The 19321-nt window shown below is 63.8% G+C and carries 16 protein-coding genes; 8 read left to right on the forward strand and 8 right to left on the reverse strand.

Translation table 11 applies throughout. The annotated features are described in order from the left end of the window. Positions 1 to 11: 11 nt before the first annotated feature. From AMK05_RS22540 to AMK05_RS22550, 3 genes are read left to right on the forward strand one after another with little or no spacing between them, the layout of a single operon-like run. On the forward strand, positions 12 to 830 hold the full coding sequence (locus AMK05_RS22540) for a sugar phosphate isomerase/epimerase family protein (protein ID WP_064841762.1): 819 nt from the start codon (positions 12 to 14) through the stop codon (positions 828 to 830). Positions 831 to 834: 4 nt separating this feature from the next. Then, positions 835 to 1851, forward strand: a complete 1017-nt coding sequence (locus tag AMK05_RS22545; RefSeq protein ID WP_064841539.1) for a hydroxyacid dehydrogenase — start codon at positions 835 to 837, stop codon at positions 1849 to 1851. Beyond that, complete coding sequence (locus tag AMK05_RS22550) at positions 1848 to 3275, forward strand: hypothetical protein (protein WP_064841540.1); 1428 nt, start codon at positions 1848 to 1850, stop codon at positions 3273 to 3275. Before AMK05_RS22545 ends, AMK05_RS22550 begins: the two co-directional genes overlap by 4 nt. 122 nt (positions 3276 to 3397) lie before the next feature. Here AMK05_RS22550 and AMK05_RS22555 read toward each other — a convergent pair whose 3' ends face one another. Next, on the reverse strand, positions 3398 to 6550 hold the full coding sequence (locus AMK05_RS22555; protein ID WP_064841541.1) for an efflux RND transporter permease subunit: 3153 nt from the start codon (positions 6548 to 6550) through the stop codon (positions 3398 to 3400). After that, the gene (locus AMK05_RS22560) at positions 6550 to 7650 is read right to left on the reverse strand and encodes an efflux RND transporter periplasmic adaptor subunit (protein ID WP_442966268.1); all 1101 of its coding nucleotides are present in this window, start codon (positions 7648 to 7650) and stop codon (positions 6550 to 6552) included. Before AMK05_RS22560 ends, AMK05_RS22555 begins: the two co-directional genes overlap by 1 nt. Positions 7651 to 7967: 317 nt before the next feature. On the opposite strand from AMK05_RS22560, the gene AMK05_RS22565 reads away from it, so the two are divergent. The 3 genes from AMK05_RS22565 to AMK05_RS22575 all read left to right on the forward strand — a co-directional run bounded on the left by AMK05_RS22565 (position 7968) and on the right by AMK05_RS22575 (position 11498). Next, positions 7968 to 8654: a response regulator gene (locus AMK05_RS22565; protein WP_064841543.1), complete on the forward strand. Its 687-nt coding sequence runs from the start codon at positions 7968 to 7970 to the stop codon at positions 8652 to 8654. Between the two features lie 2 nt (positions 8655 to 8656). Continuing rightward, entirely contained in the window at positions 8657 to 9955 is a 1299-nt protein-coding gene (locus tag AMK05_RS22570) for a HAMP domain-containing sensor histidine kinase (protein WP_064841544.1), read from the forward strand. A gap of 94 nt (positions 9956 to 10049) precedes the next feature. Further along, positions 10050 to 11498, forward strand: a complete 1449-nt coding sequence (locus AMK05_RS22575; RefSeq protein ID WP_064841545.1) for an efflux transporter outer membrane subunit — start codon at positions 10050 to 10052, stop codon at positions 11496 to 11498. 17 nt (positions 11499 to 11515) lie between these two features. Here the strand turns inward: AMK05_RS22575 and AMK05_RS22580 are convergent, their stop codons facing one another. From AMK05_RS22580 to AMK05_RS22600, 5 genes are read right to left on the reverse strand one after another with little or no spacing between them, the layout of a single operon-like run. Further along, entirely contained in the window at positions 11516 to 12352 is an 837-nt protein-coding gene (locus AMK05_RS22580) for an HpcH/HpaI aldolase/citrate lyase family protein (RefSeq protein ID WP_064841546.1), read from the reverse strand. Beyond that, positions 12349 to 12801, reverse strand: coding sequence for a MaoC family dehydratase (locus AMK05_RS22585; protein ID WP_064841763.1), 453 nt, complete (start codon positions 12799 to 12801; stop codon positions 12349 to 12351). Before AMK05_RS22585 ends, AMK05_RS22580 begins: the two co-directional genes overlap by 4 nt. After that, positions 12801 to 14666 carry an acetyl/propionyl/methylcrotonyl-CoA carboxylase subunit alpha gene (locus AMK05_RS22590; protein WP_064841547.1) on the reverse strand — a complete coding sequence of 622 codons (1866 nt, stop codon included), beginning with the start codon at positions 14664 to 14666 and terminating at the stop codon, positions 12801 to 12803. Before AMK05_RS22590 ends, AMK05_RS22585 begins: the two co-directional genes overlap by 1 nt. Before the next feature lie 6 nt (positions 14667 to 14672). Next, complete coding sequence (locus AMK05_RS22595) at positions 14673 to 16283, reverse strand: carboxyl transferase domain-containing protein (protein WP_064841548.1); 1611 nt, start codon at positions 16281 to 16283, stop codon at positions 14673 to 14675. After that, complete coding sequence (locus AMK05_RS22600; RefSeq protein WP_064841549.1) at positions 16280 to 17425, reverse strand: isovaleryl-CoA dehydrogenase; 1146 nt, start codon at positions 17423 to 17425, stop codon at positions 16280 to 16282. The genes AMK05_RS22595 and AMK05_RS22600 overlap by 4 nt, the downstream gene beginning before the upstream one ends. Positions 17426 to 17588: 163 nt before the next feature. On the opposite strand from AMK05_RS22600, the gene AMK05_RS22605 reads away from it, so the two are divergent. Next, positions 17589 to 17849: a type II toxin-antitoxin system prevent-host-death family antitoxin gene (locus AMK05_RS22605; RefSeq protein WP_064841764.1), complete on the forward strand. Its 261-nt coding sequence runs from the start codon at positions 17589 to 17591 to the stop codon at positions 17847 to 17849. Next, positions 17839 to 18258: a hypothetical protein gene (locus AMK05_RS22610; RefSeq protein WP_064841550.1), complete on the forward strand. Its 420-nt coding sequence runs from the start codon at positions 17839 to 17841 to the stop codon at positions 18256 to 18258. Before AMK05_RS22605 ends, AMK05_RS22610 begins: the two co-directional genes overlap by 11 nt. Before the next feature lies 1 nt (position 18259). Here the strand turns inward: AMK05_RS22610 and AMK05_RS22615 are convergent, their stop codons facing one another. Then, positions 18260 to 19267 carry an AraC family transcriptional regulator gene (locus AMK05_RS22615; RefSeq protein ID WP_064841551.1) on the reverse strand — a complete coding sequence of 336 codons (1008 nt, stop codon included), beginning with the start codon at positions 19265 to 19267 and terminating at the stop codon, positions 18260 to 18262. Positions 19268 to 19321: the final 54 nt, after the last annotated feature.

Raw genomic sequence — 19321 nt, forward strand, 5'->3', positions numbered from 1 at the left:
GCAGGGGCATCATGGATATCGCCTATTTCACCAAGACCCTGGAAGGCCTGCCTCTGGAGACGGCGGCGGAGATCACGGCGGAGCTGGGCTTCGACTGTGCCGATCTTCTCGTTCGCGACGGCCATGCCGTTTCTCCCGGCCGGCCGGAGGAAATCGTCAAGGCCGCAAAGCTCTTTGCCTCGGCCGGCCTCCGCATCCCGATGGCGACCATCGATTCCACGCGGCCCGACGTTGCTGCGTCGCGTCTTCTCGGCTTCTGCGGTGAGGCCGGCATCGGCCAGGTCCGGCTCGGCTTCTGGCGTTATGATCCGTCCCGGCGCTGGAAGGCTCAGGCCGATGAGGCGCGGCGTGACCTCGATGGTTTCGAACGCCTTGCCGAACGCTTCGCCGTCAAGCTGACGATCCAGCTTCACGGCGGAACCCTGCACAGCTCCGGTGCGCTGGCGGCGCAACTGCTGGCCGGGCGCGATCCGATGAGGATCGGCGCCTATCCCGACCCGGCCAATCAGCTCATTCGCGAGGGCAGTGAAGACTGGCGTCTGACCCTCGATCTTCTCGATCCTTGGTTCTGCTGCATGGGTGTCAAGAATTGCGGTTGGTTTCCCGGCGCTCACGGCGCCCGCGGCCAGCGTGCATGGCATTCGGACTGGTATGGGCTCGACGAAGGCATGGTGCCCTGGAACGACATCGTCCCGCATCTGGTTGCCACCGGATTTGCCGGCGTGCTCTCGATGCATTCGCAATACCGGCTTGCCCGGGACCAGGCGCTCGACAAGGCCCGCGCCGATCTTGCCCATCTCAGGCGCCTCGTCGCCGCAGCGAAAGAGTAGAACCATGAGCAAACAGGCTCCCGTCATCTCAGTCCTTTTGACCGAAAAGACCCGCCGCATGATGCTGGACGATGCGGCGACCGCCCGGTTGAACGGCCTCGGCGAGGTGCGCTGGGCGGCCGGTGCCACGATCGACGCTGCCGATATCGACCGGTTGCTGCAAGGCGCCACGGCCTGCCTCACCGGATGGGGCACGCCGCCCTTCGATCCGGCCCTGCGGCAGCGTCATCCGCGCCTTTCTCTCGTCGCTCATTCCGCAGGCAGCATCCGCACACTCGTTCCGGCGGGCCTGTTCGATGACGGCCTTCGCGTCAGCCACGCCGCCTCGAAAATTGCCGCCTCGGTTGCCGAGTTCGTCGTCGCCGAAGCGCTGCTCGCCATGCGCGGCATTCACCGGCTGCATCATCAATTGCGTGGCGGCGGTGAATGGCTCGACGTCCGCGCCGCCGTGCCGCAAAGATTGCTCGGCGCCAGAACGATTGGCATCGTCGGCGCCGGATATGTCGGGCGGGCAGTCATGCGCCTGCTCGTGCCATTCGGTTGCCGCGTGCTTGTTGTCGATCCCTATCTCGACGACAGCGAGGCCGCGGCACTCGGCGTCGTCAGAACGGAACTGAACGATGTGCTGGCGCAAAGCGATGTGATTTCCCTGCATGCGCCCGTCCTGCCGGAAACGCGTGGGATGATCGGCGCCCACGAGTTGGCGCTGCTTCGCCCCGGCGCGCTGTTCATCAACACCGCGCGGGCCGAGCTGGTCGATGAGGCCGCATTGCTTGCCGAGCTCCGCTCCGGCCGCATCGAGGCGGCTCTCGATGTCTTCGACAATGAACCGCTGCCTCAGGACAGCCCGTTCCGCGATCCCGGGCTCACCAATGTCACCATTTCGCCGCATGCCGCCGGCCACACCGAGGAGGCGCATTTCGCCCAAGGGCAGGCCATGGTGGACGAGATCGGCCGGCTGCTGCGCGACGAACCGCTCCAACATGAAGTGTCGCGCGCCATGCTCGAGCGGATGGCGTGAGCATGGACAGGAACATCGGAGGTTCCGTGACGGCGCCGCGCATCAGAATTGTCGAGATCGATGCCTTCGAGCGCGATGTCAGCCTGCGCCTGCCGTTCCGCTTCGGCGCGGCAACCCTCGAAAGGGCGCCGCAGGCCTTCCTCAGAGTGCGTGTCGAGGATGAGGCAGGGAAAACCGCCATCGGCGCTGCCGCCGAAATGATGGTGCCGAAATGGTTCGACAAAAACCCGGCGCTGACGCCGGTGCAGAATGTCGATCAATTGCGCGGCTCGATCCGCACCGCAGCCGCGGCATCGTTTGAAGCGTCCGCGCCGACGACATTGTTTGCCGCTGCCCGCCTGAACGAGATGGAAGCCACCCGCCGCCTGCCCGGAAATCCTTTGGCCGCCGGCTTCGGACCTTCGCTTGTCGCCCGCGCAGCACTCGATGCCTATTGCCGCCTTGCCGGCATTTCCGTCTTCGATGCGGTGCGGGGCAACTTGGTCGGCATCGGCGGTTCGATGTTGCCTGGCGATATCGACGCGGATGCAGCGTCAGCCGTGCTCGCCGGCCTTCGTCCCGCCGGCTCGATCGCAGCCCGGCATACGATCGGGCTTCTCGACCCGATCACCGAGAGCGAGATCGTCGATCCCGTCGACGACGACCTGCCGCAGAGCCTCGAGGCGGTAATCGCGCGCTATGGCAATCGCTGGTTCAAGATCAAGCTGTCGGGCGCGATCGATGCCGATATCGACCGGCTGGCGCGGATCGCCGCCGTGCTCGACCGTCTGCCCGATTACCGGGTGACGGTCGACGGCAACGAACAATTCGGCGGCGCCGAACTGTTGGACTTCCTGCTGGCACGGATTGATTCAACGCCCCGGCTAGCCAGGCTGCGCGCGGCCATTGCCTTCGTCGAGCAGCCGTTCTCACGCGAGATCACCATGGAAACGCCGCTCGGGGATCTGGCGGCGCAATTGCCCTTCCTGATCGACGAGAGCGACGATGGCGACGGCGCCTTCGCCCGCGCCCGGCGGCTCGGTTACACCGGCGTCTCGTCGAAGACCTGCAAGGGCATTTACCGCTCGCTGTTGAAGGCGATCCGCATCAGAACCGGAGGCGTGTCGGGGTTGTTTCTCTCCGGCGAGGATCTGACCTGCCAGGCCGGGCTTGCCGTGCAGCAGGATCTGGCGTTGGTTTCCCTGCTCGGCCTTTCCCATGTCGAGCGCAACGGCCATCACTATGTGGCCGGCATGCAAGCGGCGCCGCAGGTGGAGAAAGCGCGCTTTGCCGCCGCCCATCCCGATCTCTACGAAGAGGGTGCCGACGGGCCGTTGCTGTCGATCCGCGACGGTCAGATCGCCATCGGTTCGCTCGGGGCGATCGGCTACGCCAGCAGCGTCCTGCCTGATTTCGAGGCAATGGAGCCGTTATCGGCCGGATAGCAGGACGCGCAGGCGGCTTGTGGCCGCCTGCGGGGGAATACGTCCCGCGGTCTTGTTCCGGGGGAGAGGAACGCGACCGAAGAGGTTGCCGTCACCGGCTGCTGACTGGAGGGCGGCGAAGATTATCTCTGACCGTGCCCCCGCCGTGATTGCTCGGGCTGGAAGGCGATCGCAGCGTGATCGTTGGACGCATGCGGTTTACCCCCGGCAGGGTCCTCGGCCAGCCCGATCCGGCGCAGGACCCGTATGACGATCTGTTCGAAATCGTCGACGAAGGTGAAGATGACCGGAATGACGATGAGGCTGAGCAGCGTCGACATCACCACGCCGCCGATCACGACGATCGCCATCGGCTGGCGGAAGCTCGAATCGCCGCCCATCAGGCTGAGTGCGGCCGGCAGCATGCCTGAGGCCATGGCGATGGTGGTCATCACGATCGGCCGCGCCCGCTTGTGGCAGGCATCCACCAAGGCGTCGAATCTCGACATGCCACGCTGGCGCGACATGATCGCATATTCGATGAGCAGGATGGAGTTCTTGGTCACCACACCCATCAGCATCAGCAGGCCGATGACCGCAGGCATGGAGAAGCTCGTCCCGGTCAGCACCAGCGGCAGCAACGCGCCACCGAGCGAGAGCGGCAGAGCCATCAGAAGCGTGAGTGGCTGCAGGAAATCGTGGAAGAGTACGACGAGAACCGCATAGATGCAGAAGACGCCGATTGCCATAGCAAGAGCAAAACTCTGGAACAGCTCCGAACTGCGCTGAAGTTCGCCCTGGTTGACCAGGGTGACACCCGACGGCAGATGCTGGAGCGCCGGCAGCGCCTGCGCCTCGCGGTTGACGTCGCCGAGGATGCGACCATTGAGTTCGACGGACAGGGTGACGTTGCGCATCCGATCGATGCGGTCGATCTCCGACGGGCTGCCGCCGATCCTCACATCGGCAATCGATCCGAGATCGACATTGCCGCGCGTTCCCGCCACCCGCATGTTCTTGATGTCGTCCAGATTGGTGCGGGTCTCGGGCGAGAAGCGGACGACGATCGGAATCTGCCGCTGAGGCAGGTTGAGCTTCGGCAGATCGGAGGAATATTCCCCATTCGTTGCCACGCGCACCGCCTCGGCGACGGCGCTCGACGTGACCCCGAGCGCGGCGCTGCGCGCAAAGTCGGGTGCGATCTGGATCTCGGGCGCCTGCCTGGCCGCAGTCGACGTCACCGCGCCGATGCCCTGCAGCGAGCGCAGCTGTTCCTCGAGCGCCGTGCTGGCGCTGTCGAGGACGTTCGCATCGTCGCTTGCCAGCGTAATCTCGAGCTTCGTGCCATTGCCGCCGCCGCCGACCTCCACACGCACGCCGGGCAGGACGGAGAGCGCCTGTCGGATGTCGTTTTCGATTTCCGATTGCTTGCGGTCGCGCTCGTCGATGGGCGGCAGCACGGCCACGATCGTCGCCGATCCGACATCGCTCGTGGTGCTGGCGTCGGGGCCGCCGCCCGAGGAGGTCGAACCGACGGCTGAGAAGACATGCGTGACGTCGGGAAGCTTGCCGATAATATCCGCGGCCTTCCTGGCTGTGGCATCCGTCTGCTCGATGGTGGCGCCCGGCTGCATGGTGAGCGTGACCTGGGTCCGCGCATCGTCGGAAGCGGGCAGGAAGCCCGATTTCAACAGGGGGATTGTCGAAAGCGAGAGTGCCACGACGACGGCGGTGACGGCCACGGTCGTCTTCCTGCGGTTCATGGCGGCCTTCACGATTGATATATAGGCGCGCATGATCCGGCCATCCTTCTCCTCGGTCGGATGGGCCTTCATGAAATAGGCGGCCATCATCGGCGTCAGCAGGCGCGCGACCACGAGCGAGGCGAGCACGGCGACGGCGGCGGTGATGCCGAACTGGCGGAATATGAGGCCTGGTATGCCGCTCATGAAGGCCGTCGGCAGGAAGACCGAGACCAGCGTGAAAGTGGTCGCGATGACGGCAAGCCCGATCTCGTTGGCCGCTTCGAGAGCAGCGTCGAGCGGCCGCTTGCCCATCTGCAGGTGGCGGGCAATGTTTTCGATCTCGACGATGGCATCGTCGACGAGGATGCCGACCACCAGCGACAGCGCAAGCAGCGTGACGATATTCAGGCTGAAGCCGGCGAAATACATGACAAGGAAGGTCGGTATGACAGACAGGGGCAGCGCCACGGCCGACAGGATCGTCGCCCGCCAGTCCCGCAGGAAAAGCCAGACGACGATGATCGCCAGGATCGCTCCTTCGTAGAGCATGTGCATCGAGCCATCGTAATTGCCGATGATCGGGCCGATCGTGCTGTAAGCCTCGTCGATCTTAACATTGGAATGTTTGGCGGCGAACTGTTTGATCGCCTTGTCGACGGCGGCGGCAACACCGCTGTCGGAAAATCCGTTCGAGCGCTTGATCTCGACCGCGATCACCGGCTTGCCGTCGAGATAGGCCATCGAGGAGCGTTCGGCGAAGCTGTCGGTGACGGATGCGACGTCATCGAGGCGAATCTGCTGGCCGTTTGCCAGCGGGATTTTCAGCCCTTTCAGTGCCTCGACCGAGGGCAGGGCGCCGAGCGTGCGCAGGGTCTGGCGGGTGCCGCCGATTTCGCCGAGGCCGCCCGACGTATCCGTCTGCACCGCCTTCAGCTGCGACGATACGGTGGCTGCCGTGACACCCAGCGATGCCATTGTCGCCGGATCGAGATCCACATGAACCTCGCGGTCGATCCCGCCGATGCGGTTGACCTGCCCGACGCCGGGCACCGACAGCAGCGCCTTGGTCAGATCATTGTCGACGAACCAGGAAAGTTCGGTCTCGTTGAGAGCGGTCGAGCGGACGGCATAGGTGACCAAAGCCGAGCTCTGTACCGTGACCTTGCTGACGTTTGGTGTTTCCATTTGCGCCGGCAAGTCGCCCTTGACGCTGTCGACGGCATTGCGGACTTCGTTCAAGGCCGTTTCGCTGTCTTTTTCCAGCTTGAAGGACACCTTGATCGAGACGGTGCCGTCGGTGATCGTCGTCGTGATGTGATCGAGATAGCTGAGCGCGGCAAGGCCATCCTCGATCTTGCGGGCAACCTCGGTTTCGAGCTGCGTCGGTGCGGCGCCTTCGAGCGTGGCGGTGACGTTGATCGTCGGAAGGTCCATATCGGGGAAGTTCTGGATCGGCAGCTGCTTGAAGGCCAACAGCCCACCAACGGTCAGCATCACAAACAGCAATATCGCCGGTACGGGATTGCGGATCGACCAGGCTGAGAAGTTCATCAGTTTTTCTCCGCAATCTTCACGAGGTCATTGTCCGACAGGAAGGCGCCGCCCGAGGTTACGACCCTCGACGCGCGGTCGATGCCGGAGACGATTTCCACCTCGCCATTGTTGCGGCGGCCCGTTTCTACCCTGACCCTTTGCACCCGCTGATCCTCGCCTGAAGTGAAGAGGTAGCTGATGCCGTCGCGGAACACGATCGCAGTCTCGGGAACGGTCAGCGCCGGAGAGGTCTGCAGTTCGATGTTGCCGGTGACGTAAAGGCCGGTGCGCGGACGCGCGTCCGCGGGAAGCGCGACATAGACGATTGCCCGGCTGGTATCGGTACTGACCGAAGGCCCGACAAGCCTCACCTTGCCGTCGATGACCTGGCCGTCCGGCCCGTTGATCCTCACGCTCAAGCCTTCAGAAATACGCAGGAGATAGCGCGCGGAAATCTCGGCCTGCCATTCGACACGCTGCTGGCGGACCATGCGGAACAGCTCGGTGCCGGTGGAAACGACAGCGCCGAGGTTGGCGGAACGCGACGTGATGAGACCGTCGTCGACGGCCGTGATCGTGGCCCGCGCAAGCTTGATCTTTTCGCTGTCGAGTGCGGCCTCTTCGGATGCAAGGCTTGCGGTCGCCGTCTGCTCGTCGGCCAGGTATTCGACGATCTTCTCATCGGAGAGCGCGCCGGAAGGACGCAGCTGCCGTGCCCGGTCGGCATTGGCCTTGGCCTTCGTCAGACTTGCCTTGGCATTCTCGACGGCCGCCTCCTGCTTGCGAAGATCGGCGAGCACGCTTTCCTGGGAAAGCCGGACGAGCGTCTGTCCCTTCGTGACCACGGAGCCGACATCGACCAGGACATCGGTGATGCGCAGGCCACTTGTTTCAGAGGCGATGACCGCTTCCTGCCAAGGCTTCAGCCAGCCGCTCGCGGGCACGGTTTCCGGCCAGTCGCGTTGCGCAGGCGTCGTCAGAGAGACGGTGAGAGCCGTCGCAGTGGCCTGTTCCGCCACGGCAAAACGGGCGGGAGAGCCAAACGCTGCCACAACGAGAACTGCGGCAAGTATTCTGGATGATTTTCTCAACAAAGCACTCCTTGTGGTCAAAGGCACATGCCTTTGGATCCGCGCGAACACGACGAAGGAGTGCCGCTCATGTCGAGGCAACCCGGTCGTGGTGCGCGTCGATGTCATGGGCAGGATAAGTAACGGGGCGAACGTTAAGCGCGGTCAAGTTAGTGTTAAGTTAGGTAAAACTTGGCCGGGTCAGCGTGCTTTTGCTGTATGGCTTGCCTGGATTCGAGCATGATGCCGAAAAGTGTGAGCGGTTTTCGGACGACATCATGCTCTAACTCTTTAATGTAGAACAGGATTTAGATTTTAGGCCGAGCCGGCCTAAAATCATCCTGTTCTAGTGACGGACAATGCAAATGAACAAGGTTCTCCTCATCGACGACGATGCCGAGCTGACGACGCTTCTGCAGGAATATCTGGTCGAGGAAGGATATGACGTCGTAACCGGCACGGACGGCCGCGCCGCCATTGCCGCGGCCGCCGGCAATACGGTCGATATCATCGTGCTCGACATCATGATGCCGCGGATGAACGGCATCGAGGTGCTGCAGCGGATCAGGAAGCTGAGCCAGGTCCCCGTGCTGATGCTGACCGCAAGAGGCGACGACGTCGACAGGATATCGGGCCTCAATCTCGGCGCTGACGATTACGTGCCGAAACCCTGTTCGCCGGGTGAACTGGCGGCAAGGCTGCGCGCCATCCTGCGCCGTGCGGGTCAGCCGGCAGGCGGTGCAGCGACCGACACGATCAGGGCAGGGCAGCTGGTGATCCATTCCGGCAGCAGAAGCGCCGAATGGCGCGGCGAGAGTTTGGAGCTGACCGGCACCGAGTTCAGCCTGATCGAGGTTCTCGCCCGCAGCGCCGGCCAACTGGTGTCGAAGCAGGAGATTTCGAAGAAGGCCTTCGGCAAGCCGCTCACGCCGTTCGACCGTCGCATCGACGTCCATATCAGCAGCGTTCGCCAGAAGCTCGGGCTGCGGGAGGACGGGCAATCCTGGATCCAGTCCGTCCGCGGCCAGGGCTACCAACTTCTCGTGGACTGACCATGCCCCGGCTTTTCTGGAAGTTTTTCAGCATCATATGGCTAACGATGGCGGTGACTGTCGGGGCGATCATCCTGCTCGTGAATATAATCGAGGGAGCTCCTTTCGCGCGAGAGCGGGAGGAAGGACGACGAACGATCGTCCTGGATCTGACGGCGGACATGCTGGCGAGAGACGGTGCCGCCGTCGCCTCGCATTTCGTGGGCATAAACGCAGAGACGCTGCCGCCGGGTCTGACGATTTCCAAAACGGAAAATGCCGATGCATGCGCGGGCTCGAAGAGTGCCGATGCGAGACTCGTCCCGGCAGAGGGCGTCTGCTATCGGATTTCCTTGCCGGTCCAGCCCACCTTCACGATGGAGAATATTGGTCCGTTCATCCCGTGGTTCACGATCTTGGTTGCGAGCACGATATCGGCCTGGGCGCTCGCCCGATATCTCATTCGTCCCGTCGTGCATCTGCGCGACGGCTTGAGTGCGCTTGCTCATGGCCGCTTCGACTTTCGCATCGGCGACAAGATGGCCGGGCGAAAGGATGAAGTCACCGCACTTGCCTATGATTTCGATGCGAGCGCTGCCCGGCTTCAGGAGCTTCAGGATGCGCAGCAGAGGCTGTTCCATGACGTTTCCCATGAGCTGCGCTCGCCTTTGTCCCGCCTGCAGGCAGCCGTCGGCGTCCTCAGGCAGAGTCCCGCCAAACTCGGCTCCATGCTGGACCGCATGGATCGCGAGGTCGAACGGCTCGATACGCTGGTAGGCGAGGTCTTGACACTTGCCAGGCTGACAGCGGGATCCAGCCTGCCGCTGAAGACGCAGACCGTGGATGTTATCGAGCTCCTCAACGAAATCCTCGGCGATGCAGCATTCGAAGCCCAGGCGCGGGAGATATCGATCACGACGAGCGTCGACGGCATCTTCCGTGCCGAGGTCGAAGGCGAACTGATCTACCGGGCGCTCGAAAACGTCGTCCGCAACGCCGTCAAACATACGGCGGAGCATTCGCACATATCGGTGTCCTGCGAAGCCGCGGCCGAGCGTCTGACGATCCGCGTCACGGATGAGGGTCCGGGTGTCGGGCGGGACGAACTCGAACGCATCTTCCAGCCGTTTTCCCGCGGAAAGGATGCCGTGCCGAGAGGCGGATACGGCCTGGGCCTCGCCATCACCCGGCAGGCAATCGAGCGCCACGGCGGGCGCGTGCACGCGTCATTGCCGGCGGCCGGCGGCCTGGCCATCACGCTGGAACTTCCGAGAAGACCGACGCCCTATGGCGCGGGCGGCGATGAAAGCCGATCTCGATGAAGGCGGGTTTTACCTAACTTTACAGTTTCTTAACCGCCATTAACGCTGGCGTCGCTAAGCCTGAGCCCACGATCCCGGTTCAGAAGGCTCGCCCGTGAGTACGTCGCTTCGCACAAGACTATCACCCCTCCGCTATGCCGCATCGCTCCTGACAATTCTGCTGGCAGGCTGCGTCAGCGGTCCGGATCACGTGTCCCCGCAAATGCCGCTGCCCGCCAAATTCGAGGAGGGCGGCAGCATGAGCAACGGCAATGTCGTGACCGCCGAATGGTGGACGGCCTATCGTGACAAGCAGCTAAACGGCCTGGTGACCCGTGGCCTTCGCGAGAACCTCGATGTGCTGCAGGCGCTCGAAAGCATCAATTCTGCAGCCGCCAACGTCACCGTCGCGGGCGCCGGAGGCCTGCCGAGCCTGACCGTCGGCGCATCGCACACGCTGTCCGGCGAGAAGGGCCGGCTGCGCACGAGCGTCGGCACCACGAACACATCAGGCGGCGAAGCCAGCCTTTCCTGGCTGCTCGACATTTTCGGCCAGTATCGCCGCTCGAGGGAAAGTGCAATCGCCTCGCTCGGGGCGGCCTATGCGACGGCCGACAATGCCAAGCTCACCTTTCTGAAGGATCTCGTCGAGAGCTATATCGACGCCCGCTATTACCAGGAGCGCATCGCGCTCTCCCGGGCGAGTTTGAAATCCCGGCAGCAGACCTACGAACTGACGCAGCTGCAGCTGAAAGCCGGTGCGGCCTCCCGCCTCGACGTCGTGCAGGCTGAAGGCCTGGTGCAATCGACGAAGTCCGACATTCCCGGCCTCGAAAAGAGCTTCACGGAATCAGCCCATCACATCGCCACGCTGCTCGGCATGCCGGCGTCGTCGCTAATGGACGAGCTGCAGAAGAGTGCGGCCCAGCCGGTCTTCCGCGGCGACATCCGCGCTGGGATCCCGGCCGACCTGATCCGCAACCGTCCCGATATCCGCAAGGCCGAACGCGAGCTGGCGGCGGCCGTCGCCGATATCGGCGTGGCCGAAGCCCGGCTCTATCCGTCGATCACCTTGTCCGGCTCGGTCTCGCCGAGCTGGGTCAAATCGTCAGGCGCCAAAGGCGCAAGCCTGACCAGCTGGTCCTTCGGGCCATCACTCAACCTGCCGATCCTCGATGGCGGCACGTTGCGGGCAAATGTCGATATCGAAAAATCCGACGCCAAAACCCAGTATCTCGCCTGGAAAGCGGCGGTGCTGAACGGCGTCGAAGAGGTCGAAAACGCGCTGACGGCTGTTCGCCGCGACACGCAGACGCTGGAGCCGCTGCGCCGGCAGGTCGAGACGGCGCAGGAATCGCTGGCGCTTTCGACCGTAAGCTACAAGGATGGCGCCTCGTCGCTGCTCGATGTCCTCGACGCGCAGCGTTCGGTCTCCGATGCCGAGGCAAGCCTTGCCGCCACAGTGCAGCAGGTCGCCAAGGATTATGTGGACCTTTATGTCGCGATCGGCGCCGGTTACCTCGAGCCGGAGCGTGCCTCCAAGCCAACGGCAAAGTCGGGCTGATTGGCCGGAGGGTTTTGCTATCGCCCAGCACTCTCCAGAAGGCGGAGCGCGAGCTTGAGGTGCGGCAGGTCAAGCATGCGCCCGTCAAGCTGGATGACACCGGCGTCGGGCTGGGCGGCAAAGGCGGCGGCCACCTTCTCCGCCCAGGCGATCTCGGATGCATCCGGCGTGAAGGCGTGATTGATCGTTTCCACCTGGCTCGGATGGATGGCCATCATGCCGGAGAAGCCGTCGCGCCGGGCGCGGCCGACATAGGCCCTCAGGCCGTTGAGATCGCGAAAATCGGGATAGACCGTGTCGATCGCCGGAACGGCTGCGGCATGGGCGGCGAATAGGGTGAGCGAGCGGGCAAGCTCGTAAGGCGGCGTATAGCGGCCGTCCGTCCTGCGCGCGGTCGAAGCCCCGATCGCAGCCGGCAGATCCTCGGCACCCCAAGTCAGCCCGCAGAGACTGTCCGAGACCTCGCGATAGCTGCCGATCTCGAAGATCGCCGACGGCGTTTCGGTCGCGATCGGCAGGATGGGAAGGGCCGATGCCAGAGCGCTTGCAAGCTGCCGCACGGAAGCAGCGCCTTCGGCCTTCGGCAGCATGAGCGCGAAAGGCTGAAGACCGCTCAAGACGGTGAGGTCGTGTTCGAATTCCGGCGAGGCGAGGGGATTGATGCGGATCAGGAGAGCGGTCTCGGCGGCATGGCGCTGCACGAAGGTGCGCACGCTGTCGCGGGCCTTTGGCTTGTTGGCCGGCGCGACGGAATCTTCAAGATCGAGAATGACGGCATCGGCGCCCGAGGCGAGGGCTTTTTCGAAGCGGTCCGGCCGGTCGCCGGGCACGAAGAGCAGCGAGCGCAGCCTCATGACGGCTTCACCTGCAGCATGGCGGTGCGCAGGCACTGGCAGACGATCTCGTCGCGCTGGTTCAGCGTGATGTGCCGGAAGGTGACGATGCCGGCATCGGGGCGGGAGTTCGAGCGGCGCAGTTCCATCACCTCGCTTTCCACCCTAAGCGTATCGCCGATGAAGACCGGTTTCGGCATCGTCACCTTGTCATAACCGAGATTGGCGACGAGCGTGCCGAGCGTGGTGTCGCCGACCGAAAGGCCGACGGTCAGCGCGAAGGTGAAGGTGCCGTTGACGACAATCCGGCCGAACTCGGTGCCGGCCGCATATTCGGCATCGAGATGCAGCGGCTGCGGATTGTGGGAGAGCGTCGTAAACAGCAGATTGTCGGTCTCAGTGACCGTGCGGCGGATGTCGTGGGCGATGCGGTCGCCGACCGTCCATTCGTCGAAATAGCGGCCGGCCATCATTCCTCTCCCTTCATGACGGTGACGACCAGCTGGTTTTCCGAGACCCTGGCGCCGGGGGAAACCTGCAGTTTGCCGACGATGCCGTCGAAGGGCGCCCGCAGCGTATGTTCCATTTTCATCGCTTCGACCGTCAGCAGACGGTCCCCCTTGGTGACCAGGGCGCCCTCGGTGACCTCAACCGAAATGACGAGGCCCGGCATAGGCGACAGGATGGCGCCGTCGCCCACGCCGTGATTTGCTTCGACCTCTCCTGCATGCGGCAAGCCGATCGGCCAGGCATTGCCCGCATCGAAAAGCACCGCCGCTTCGCCTATCTCGACGGCATTCGCTTCGAGGTCGGCGCGCGCGCGTCCCCAATGGAGGTGACCGTCGATGCGCACGCGCACGCGGCTGTCACTTGGTCCGGCAATGCGGAAGCCGGTCAGCGCAGACCAAGGATTGCCAACCATGCCCTTCGAAAGTGCCGTCGCCGCCTTGTCGATGACGGTTTCATCAGGCTCGCTCGTCACCAGGTTTTCGCCGTGGCGGTCGAGGAAGCCGGTATCGATCCGTGCGGCGCGAAAATCCGGGTCAGTGGTGATGCGGGCGAGAAGGCCGGCGTTGGATCTGACCGGCCAGACCTCGATGCCGGCACAGGCGGCGGCGAGCTTCGAAAGGGCGGCCTCGCGGTTCGGCCCATGCGCGATGATCTTGGCAATCATCGGATCGTAAAAGGCGGTGATCTCATCGCCCTCAACGACGCCGCTGTCGACGCGGACCGTCGTCGGCAGTTTGAGATGGTCGAGCCGGCCGATCGAGGGCAGATATCCGGCGGCGGGGTTTTCGGCATAGAGCCGGGCTTCGAAGGCCCAGCCCTTCATGGTGATCTCGTCCTGGCTTTTCGGCAGAGCTTCGCCGCTCGCGACCTTCAGCTGCCAGAGGACCAGATCCTCACCCGTGATTGCCTCGGTGACCGGATGTTCCACCTGCAGGCGCGTGTTCATCTCCATGAACCAGATGCGGTCGGGATCGAGGCCTGCGGAGGCGTCGGCGATGAATTCGATCGTGCCGGCGCCGACATAGTTGACCGCTCTTGCGGCCTTTACCGCCGCATCGCAGATCGCCGCCCGGGTGGCGGCATCGAGGCCGGGGGCAGGCGCCTCTTCGATGACTTTCTGATGGCGGCGCTGCAGCGAACAATCCCGTTCGAAGAGGTGGACACAGTTTCCGTGTATGTCGGCAAAGACCTGCACCTCGATATGGCGCGGATTGGCGATATAGCGCTCGATCAGAACGCGGTCGTCGCCGAAAGAGGCGGCTGCCTCGCGCCGGCAGGAGGCGAGACCTTCGGCGAAATCCTCAGGCCGGTCGATGCGACGCATGCCCTTGCCGCCGCCGCCGGCGACCGCCTTGATCAGCACGGGGCAACCGACGAGATCGGCTTCAGCCGCGAGCCTCGCTTCGCTCTGGTCCGAGCCGAGGTAGCCGGGGGTGACGGGCACGCCCGCCGCCTGCATCAATTGCTTGGCGGCGTCCTTCAGCCCCATGGCGCGGATTGCGGCCGGCGGCGCGCCGACCCAGATCATGCCGGCCTTCTCGACGGCTTCGGCGAATTCGGCATTTTCCGACAGGAATCCGTAACCGGGATGGATGGCGGCAGCACCTGTTTTTCGGGCGGCCTCCAGGATGCGCTCCTGCGAGAGATAACTTTCTCGGGCCGGCGGCGGGCCGATGGCGATCGCTTCGTCCGCTTCCCTGGCGAAAGGCAGACCGGCATCGGCCTCGGAATAGACGGCGATCGTGCGGATGCCGAGCATCTTCGCCGTGCGGATGATGCGGCGGGCAATTTCGCCCCGGTTGGCGATGAGAAGGCTTTCCATCATCGCGCGTCACATCCTGAACAGGCCGAAACGCGGCCCTTTCGGGATCGGCGCGTTCAGGCAGGCGGAAAAGGCAAGGCCCAGCACGTCGCGCGTCTGGCGCGGGTCGATGATGCCGTCGTCCCAGAGGCGGGCGGTGGCAAAATAGGGATTGCCCTCCGCCTCGTAGCCGGCGCGGATCGGCGCCTTGAAAGCCTCTTCCTCATCGGCCGGCCACGCCTCACCGCGCGCCTCCATCGCGTCGCGGCGGATGGTGGCGAGCACCGAGGCCGCCTGTTCGCCGCCCATGACGCTGATGCGGCTGTTCGGCCAGGTGAACAGGAAGCGCGGGCGATAGGCGCGGCCGCACATGCCGTAATTGCCGGCGCCGAAGCTGCCGCCGATGATGACGGTGACTTTCGGCACGGTCGCGGTCGCCACCGCCGTCACCAGCTTCGCCCCATCCTTGGCGATGCCGCCGGCCTCATAGCGGCCGCCCACCATGAAGCCGGAAATGTTTTGCAGGAAGAGCAGCGGCACGCGGCGCTGGCAGGCGAGCTCGATGAAATGCGCGCCCTTCAGCGCGCTTTCGGAAAACAGCACACCGTTGTTGGCGATGACGGCAACCGGCATGCCCCAGATGCGGGCGAAGCCGCAGACGAGCGTGGTGCCGTAGAGCGGCTTGAACTCATGCAGTTCCGAGCCGTCGACGATCCGGCCGATCACCTCGCGCACGTCATAGGGCGAGCGCACGTCCTCGGGAATGATCCCGTGAAGGTCTTCGACGTCGAGCTTCGGCGGACGCGGAGGCTGAATGTCGATATCGACCGATTTGACGCTGTTGAGGCTGGCGACGATATCGCGCACCAGAAGCAGCGCATGTTCGTCGTTTTCGGCGACATGGTCGACGACGCCCGAGCGGCGGCCATGGGTCTCGGCGCCGCCCAATTCTTCGGCCGAGATGATCTCGCCGGTCGCGGCTTTGACCAGCGGCGGGCCGGCCAAAAAGATCGTGCCCTGATTGCGTACGATGACCGTTTCGTCGGACATGGCGGGGACATAGGCGCCGCCGGCGGTGCAGCTTCCCATCACGCAGGCGATCTGCGGAATGCCTTCGGCCGACATCTGCGCCTGGTTGTAGAAGATCGCGCCGAAATGGTCGCGGTCGGGAAAGACCTCGGCCTGATGCGGCAGATTGGCGCCGCCGCTATCGACCAGATAGAGGCAGGGCAGCCGGTTCTGCAGGGCGATTTCCTGTGCCCGCAGATGTTTCTTGACCGTCAGGGGGTAATAGGCGCCGCCCTTCACCGTCGCGTCGTTGGCGACGATCATCACTTCGCGGCCGCAAACGCGGCCGATGCCGGATATGAGGCCGGCGCCCGGCGCTTCTTCACCATACATGCCGTTGGCCGCCAGCGCGCCGATCTCCAGGAACGGGCTGCCGGCATCGAGCAGAAGCTGGATGCGGTCGCGCGGCAGGAGCTTGCCCTTGGCCGTGTGGCGCTCGCGCGCTGCTTGCGATCCGCCCTCGCGGGCTTTCGCCGAACGGGCGTGGAGCTCGTCGATCAGGGTTCTGTTCTTGACGGCATTGGCCTTGAAGCTGTCGCTGTCGCGGTCGATCGCGGTCGAAATCACCGTCATGATGCGATGAGCTCCCGACCGATCAGATAGCGGCGGATCTCGTTGGTGCCGGCGCCGATATCGTAGAGTTTGGCGTCGCGCAAAAAGCGCTCGACCGGCCACTCCTTGGTATAGCCGGCGCCGCCGAGCGCCTGGATCGCCTCCAGCGAAACCTTCACGGCATTCTCGCTGGCAAAGAGGATCGCGGCCGCTGCATCGGTGCGTGTGGCGCGGCCGGCGTCGCAGGCCCGCGCCACGGAATAGACATAGGCGCGCGCCGAATTCAGCGCGACATACATGTCGGCGATCTTGGCTTGCATCAGCTGGAATTCGCCGATCGGCTTGCCGAACTGCTTGCGATCCCTGACATAGGGCAGAACGACATCAAGGCAGGCCTGCATGATGCCGAGCGGGCCGCCGGCAAGGACAGTGCGCTCATAATCGAGGCCGGACATCAGGATCTTCACGCCTTCGCCTTCCCGGCCCATCAGCGCCTCGGCCGGCACTTCGCAATCCTGGAATACCAGCTCGGCCGTGTCGCTGCCGCGCATGCCGAGCTTGGAGAGCTTCTTGGAGACGCTGAAGCCGGGCATGCCCTTCTCGATGATGAGGGCGGAAATGCCTTTCGCGCCGGCGGCGGGATCGGTCTTGGCATAGACGACCAGCACATCGGCATGCGGCGCATTGGTGATCCAGAATTTGGTGCCGTTGAGGATGTAGCGGTCGCCCTTGCGCTCGGCCCGCAACCGCATGGACACGACGTCGGACCCGGCGCCGGCCTCCGACATGGCAAGCGAGCCGACATGTTCGCCTGAGATCAGCTTCGGCAGATAGCGGCGCTTCTGTTCCGGTGAGGCCCAGCGGCGGATCTGGTTGACGCAGAGATTGGAATGAGCGCCATAACTCAGGCCGACGGAGGCCGAAGCGCGCGAAACCTCCTCCATGGCGACGACATGCTCGAGGTAACCGAGACCGGCGCCACCGAATTCCTCCTCGACGGTGATCCCATGCAGGCCGAGCGCGCCCATCCGGGGCCAGAGCTGGCGCGGAAACGTGTTGCTTTCGTCGATCTCCGCGGCCAGCGGGGCAATATGATCGGCGGCAAACCGCGCCGTCGTGTCGCGGATCGCATCCGCGGTTTCGCCAAGCGAAAAATCAAACATGGCACTCCTCCCGCTGAAATATGTAGCGCGGGTTGCGAAAGGTTCAAAGTGCCCATGATTTTGATGCAGGTGAGGGTCCTCACATTCAAAGTCATACACGTGCCGTTTTCTTGAAAATATGGGAAATATGGAATATATGGAAATAAAGAACGGAGATGATCCCATGCGACAATTCACGACAGGCGACCTCAATAAGCAGGTCGGCGATGTCACCGATGCTGCGAGCCGGGAGCCGGTCGTTCTCACCCGGCATAACAAGCCGCGTTTTGTGCTCATGAGCTATGAGCACTTCGAGCGGATGCGCAGCGGCATGGACCCGCGTCGTGCCCATCACATCTCGGAGATGCCGGACGAACATGCCGAGTTGTTCGGCGAGGCGATCGAGCGGCTGGCGAAGGGTGAAGGCTACGACGATGAGCCGTGAGTTTCGCCCTGGGGAAGTGATATCCTATCCCTATCTCTGGGCACGGCAGCAGCAGCGTGGCGAAACGGAAGGGCGCAAACAGCGACCAGTTTGTGTCGTTGTCGCAATCCGCAGTGCGGGCGATGGAAAGACGCACCTTGTGCTTCTGGCGATTACCACGCAGCCACCGCAGGCGGGGAGGATTGCCCTGGAAATTCCCGATATCGAGCGTCGGCGTGCCGGTCTTGGGGATCTCAAGCAGAGCTGGATCGTCATAGACGAATATAATTACGATATTGTCGAGCAGTCCTGGTACATCGAGCCTCATCAGGAGGCTCTTGGCCGCTTCAGCAAATCCTTTGTGATGAAGATTGCCGCCTTGTTCGCGAAAGCGCGAAGCCAGTCAGGTCAAGTTAAGCGGTTCGACTGACTTAGCTCTGATTTTCCAATTCCTCTCGCCGGAATGTCTCCGGGCTCTTGCCCATCCATTTCCGGAAGGCCCGGAAGAAGGCGCTGGGTTCGGAATAACCGAGCAGCACGGCGATCTCGCCGATTGTCTTGGTTGAGTTCAGCAGAAGCTCGACAGCCAGATCGCGGCGGATGTCGTCCTTGATGGCGGCATAGCTTTGTCCCTCGTCGTGCAGGCGGTGGCGGAGTGTGGAGGAGGGCATGCGCATATCGGCGGCAAGTGCGGCAAAACTCGTCCAGGCAGCCGGCGTCGCCTGGTTCAAGCGCCGGCGGACGGCGGCGGCGATGCCGGCGTCGTAGCGGTACCGCACCAGTATATTGGCGGGCGCACCGCGCAGGAACTGCTTCAGCGCCTGTTCGCTGCGGGAAATCGGCAGGTCGAGCATGGTGCTGTCGAAGCCGAGCCGGCTGATCGATTGCGAGAAACGCACCGGCGCGCCGAAGAAGAGCCGGTAGTCGGCCCCTTGTTTGGGTTCGGCGCAGCGGAAATCGACGAGGCGAATCGGGACGCGCCGCCCGACCAGCCAGCAGATGATGCCGTGCAGGATGATCCAGTAGGTTCGATAGGCGAAGGCCGAACGCGGGCCGCCGGCATTCCTGAGTTCGACTTGGGCGAGACCATCGCGGATGACGAGCTGCCCCCGGGGGTCGTCGAGCACGACAGCGAGGAAGCGCAGCGCCCGGCGCAGCGCATGACCGAGCGTCGGCGCGTGCAGCACGCAATGGCAGAGCAATGTGAAACTGCCACTGCGCATCGGGCGGGCGCCCATACCAAAGAATTCGTCGTCGAGTTCGGCAGCGATTGCCAGCCAGAGCGCGCCGTAGGTTTCGGCCGAAACCGGATGTTCAACGAGAGATGGCAGGCCGACCTGCGCAAGGATCGGCTCCGTCGGCTTGCCGAGCCGCCGCAGGCTGTCCAGCGCCTCCTCCACAAAACCCGGCGCGATCATGCGTCGCTCGATCTCGGCCATGCCGGTCCTCTCTATGGCAAAACTGTCCGAAATTATGGAGCAGTTCTGTCATCG

It is taken from the genome of Rhizobium sp. N324, assembly GCF_001664485.1.
Classification (GTDB): Bacteria; Pseudomonadota; Alphaproteobacteria; order Rhizobiales; family Rhizobiaceae; genus Rhizobium.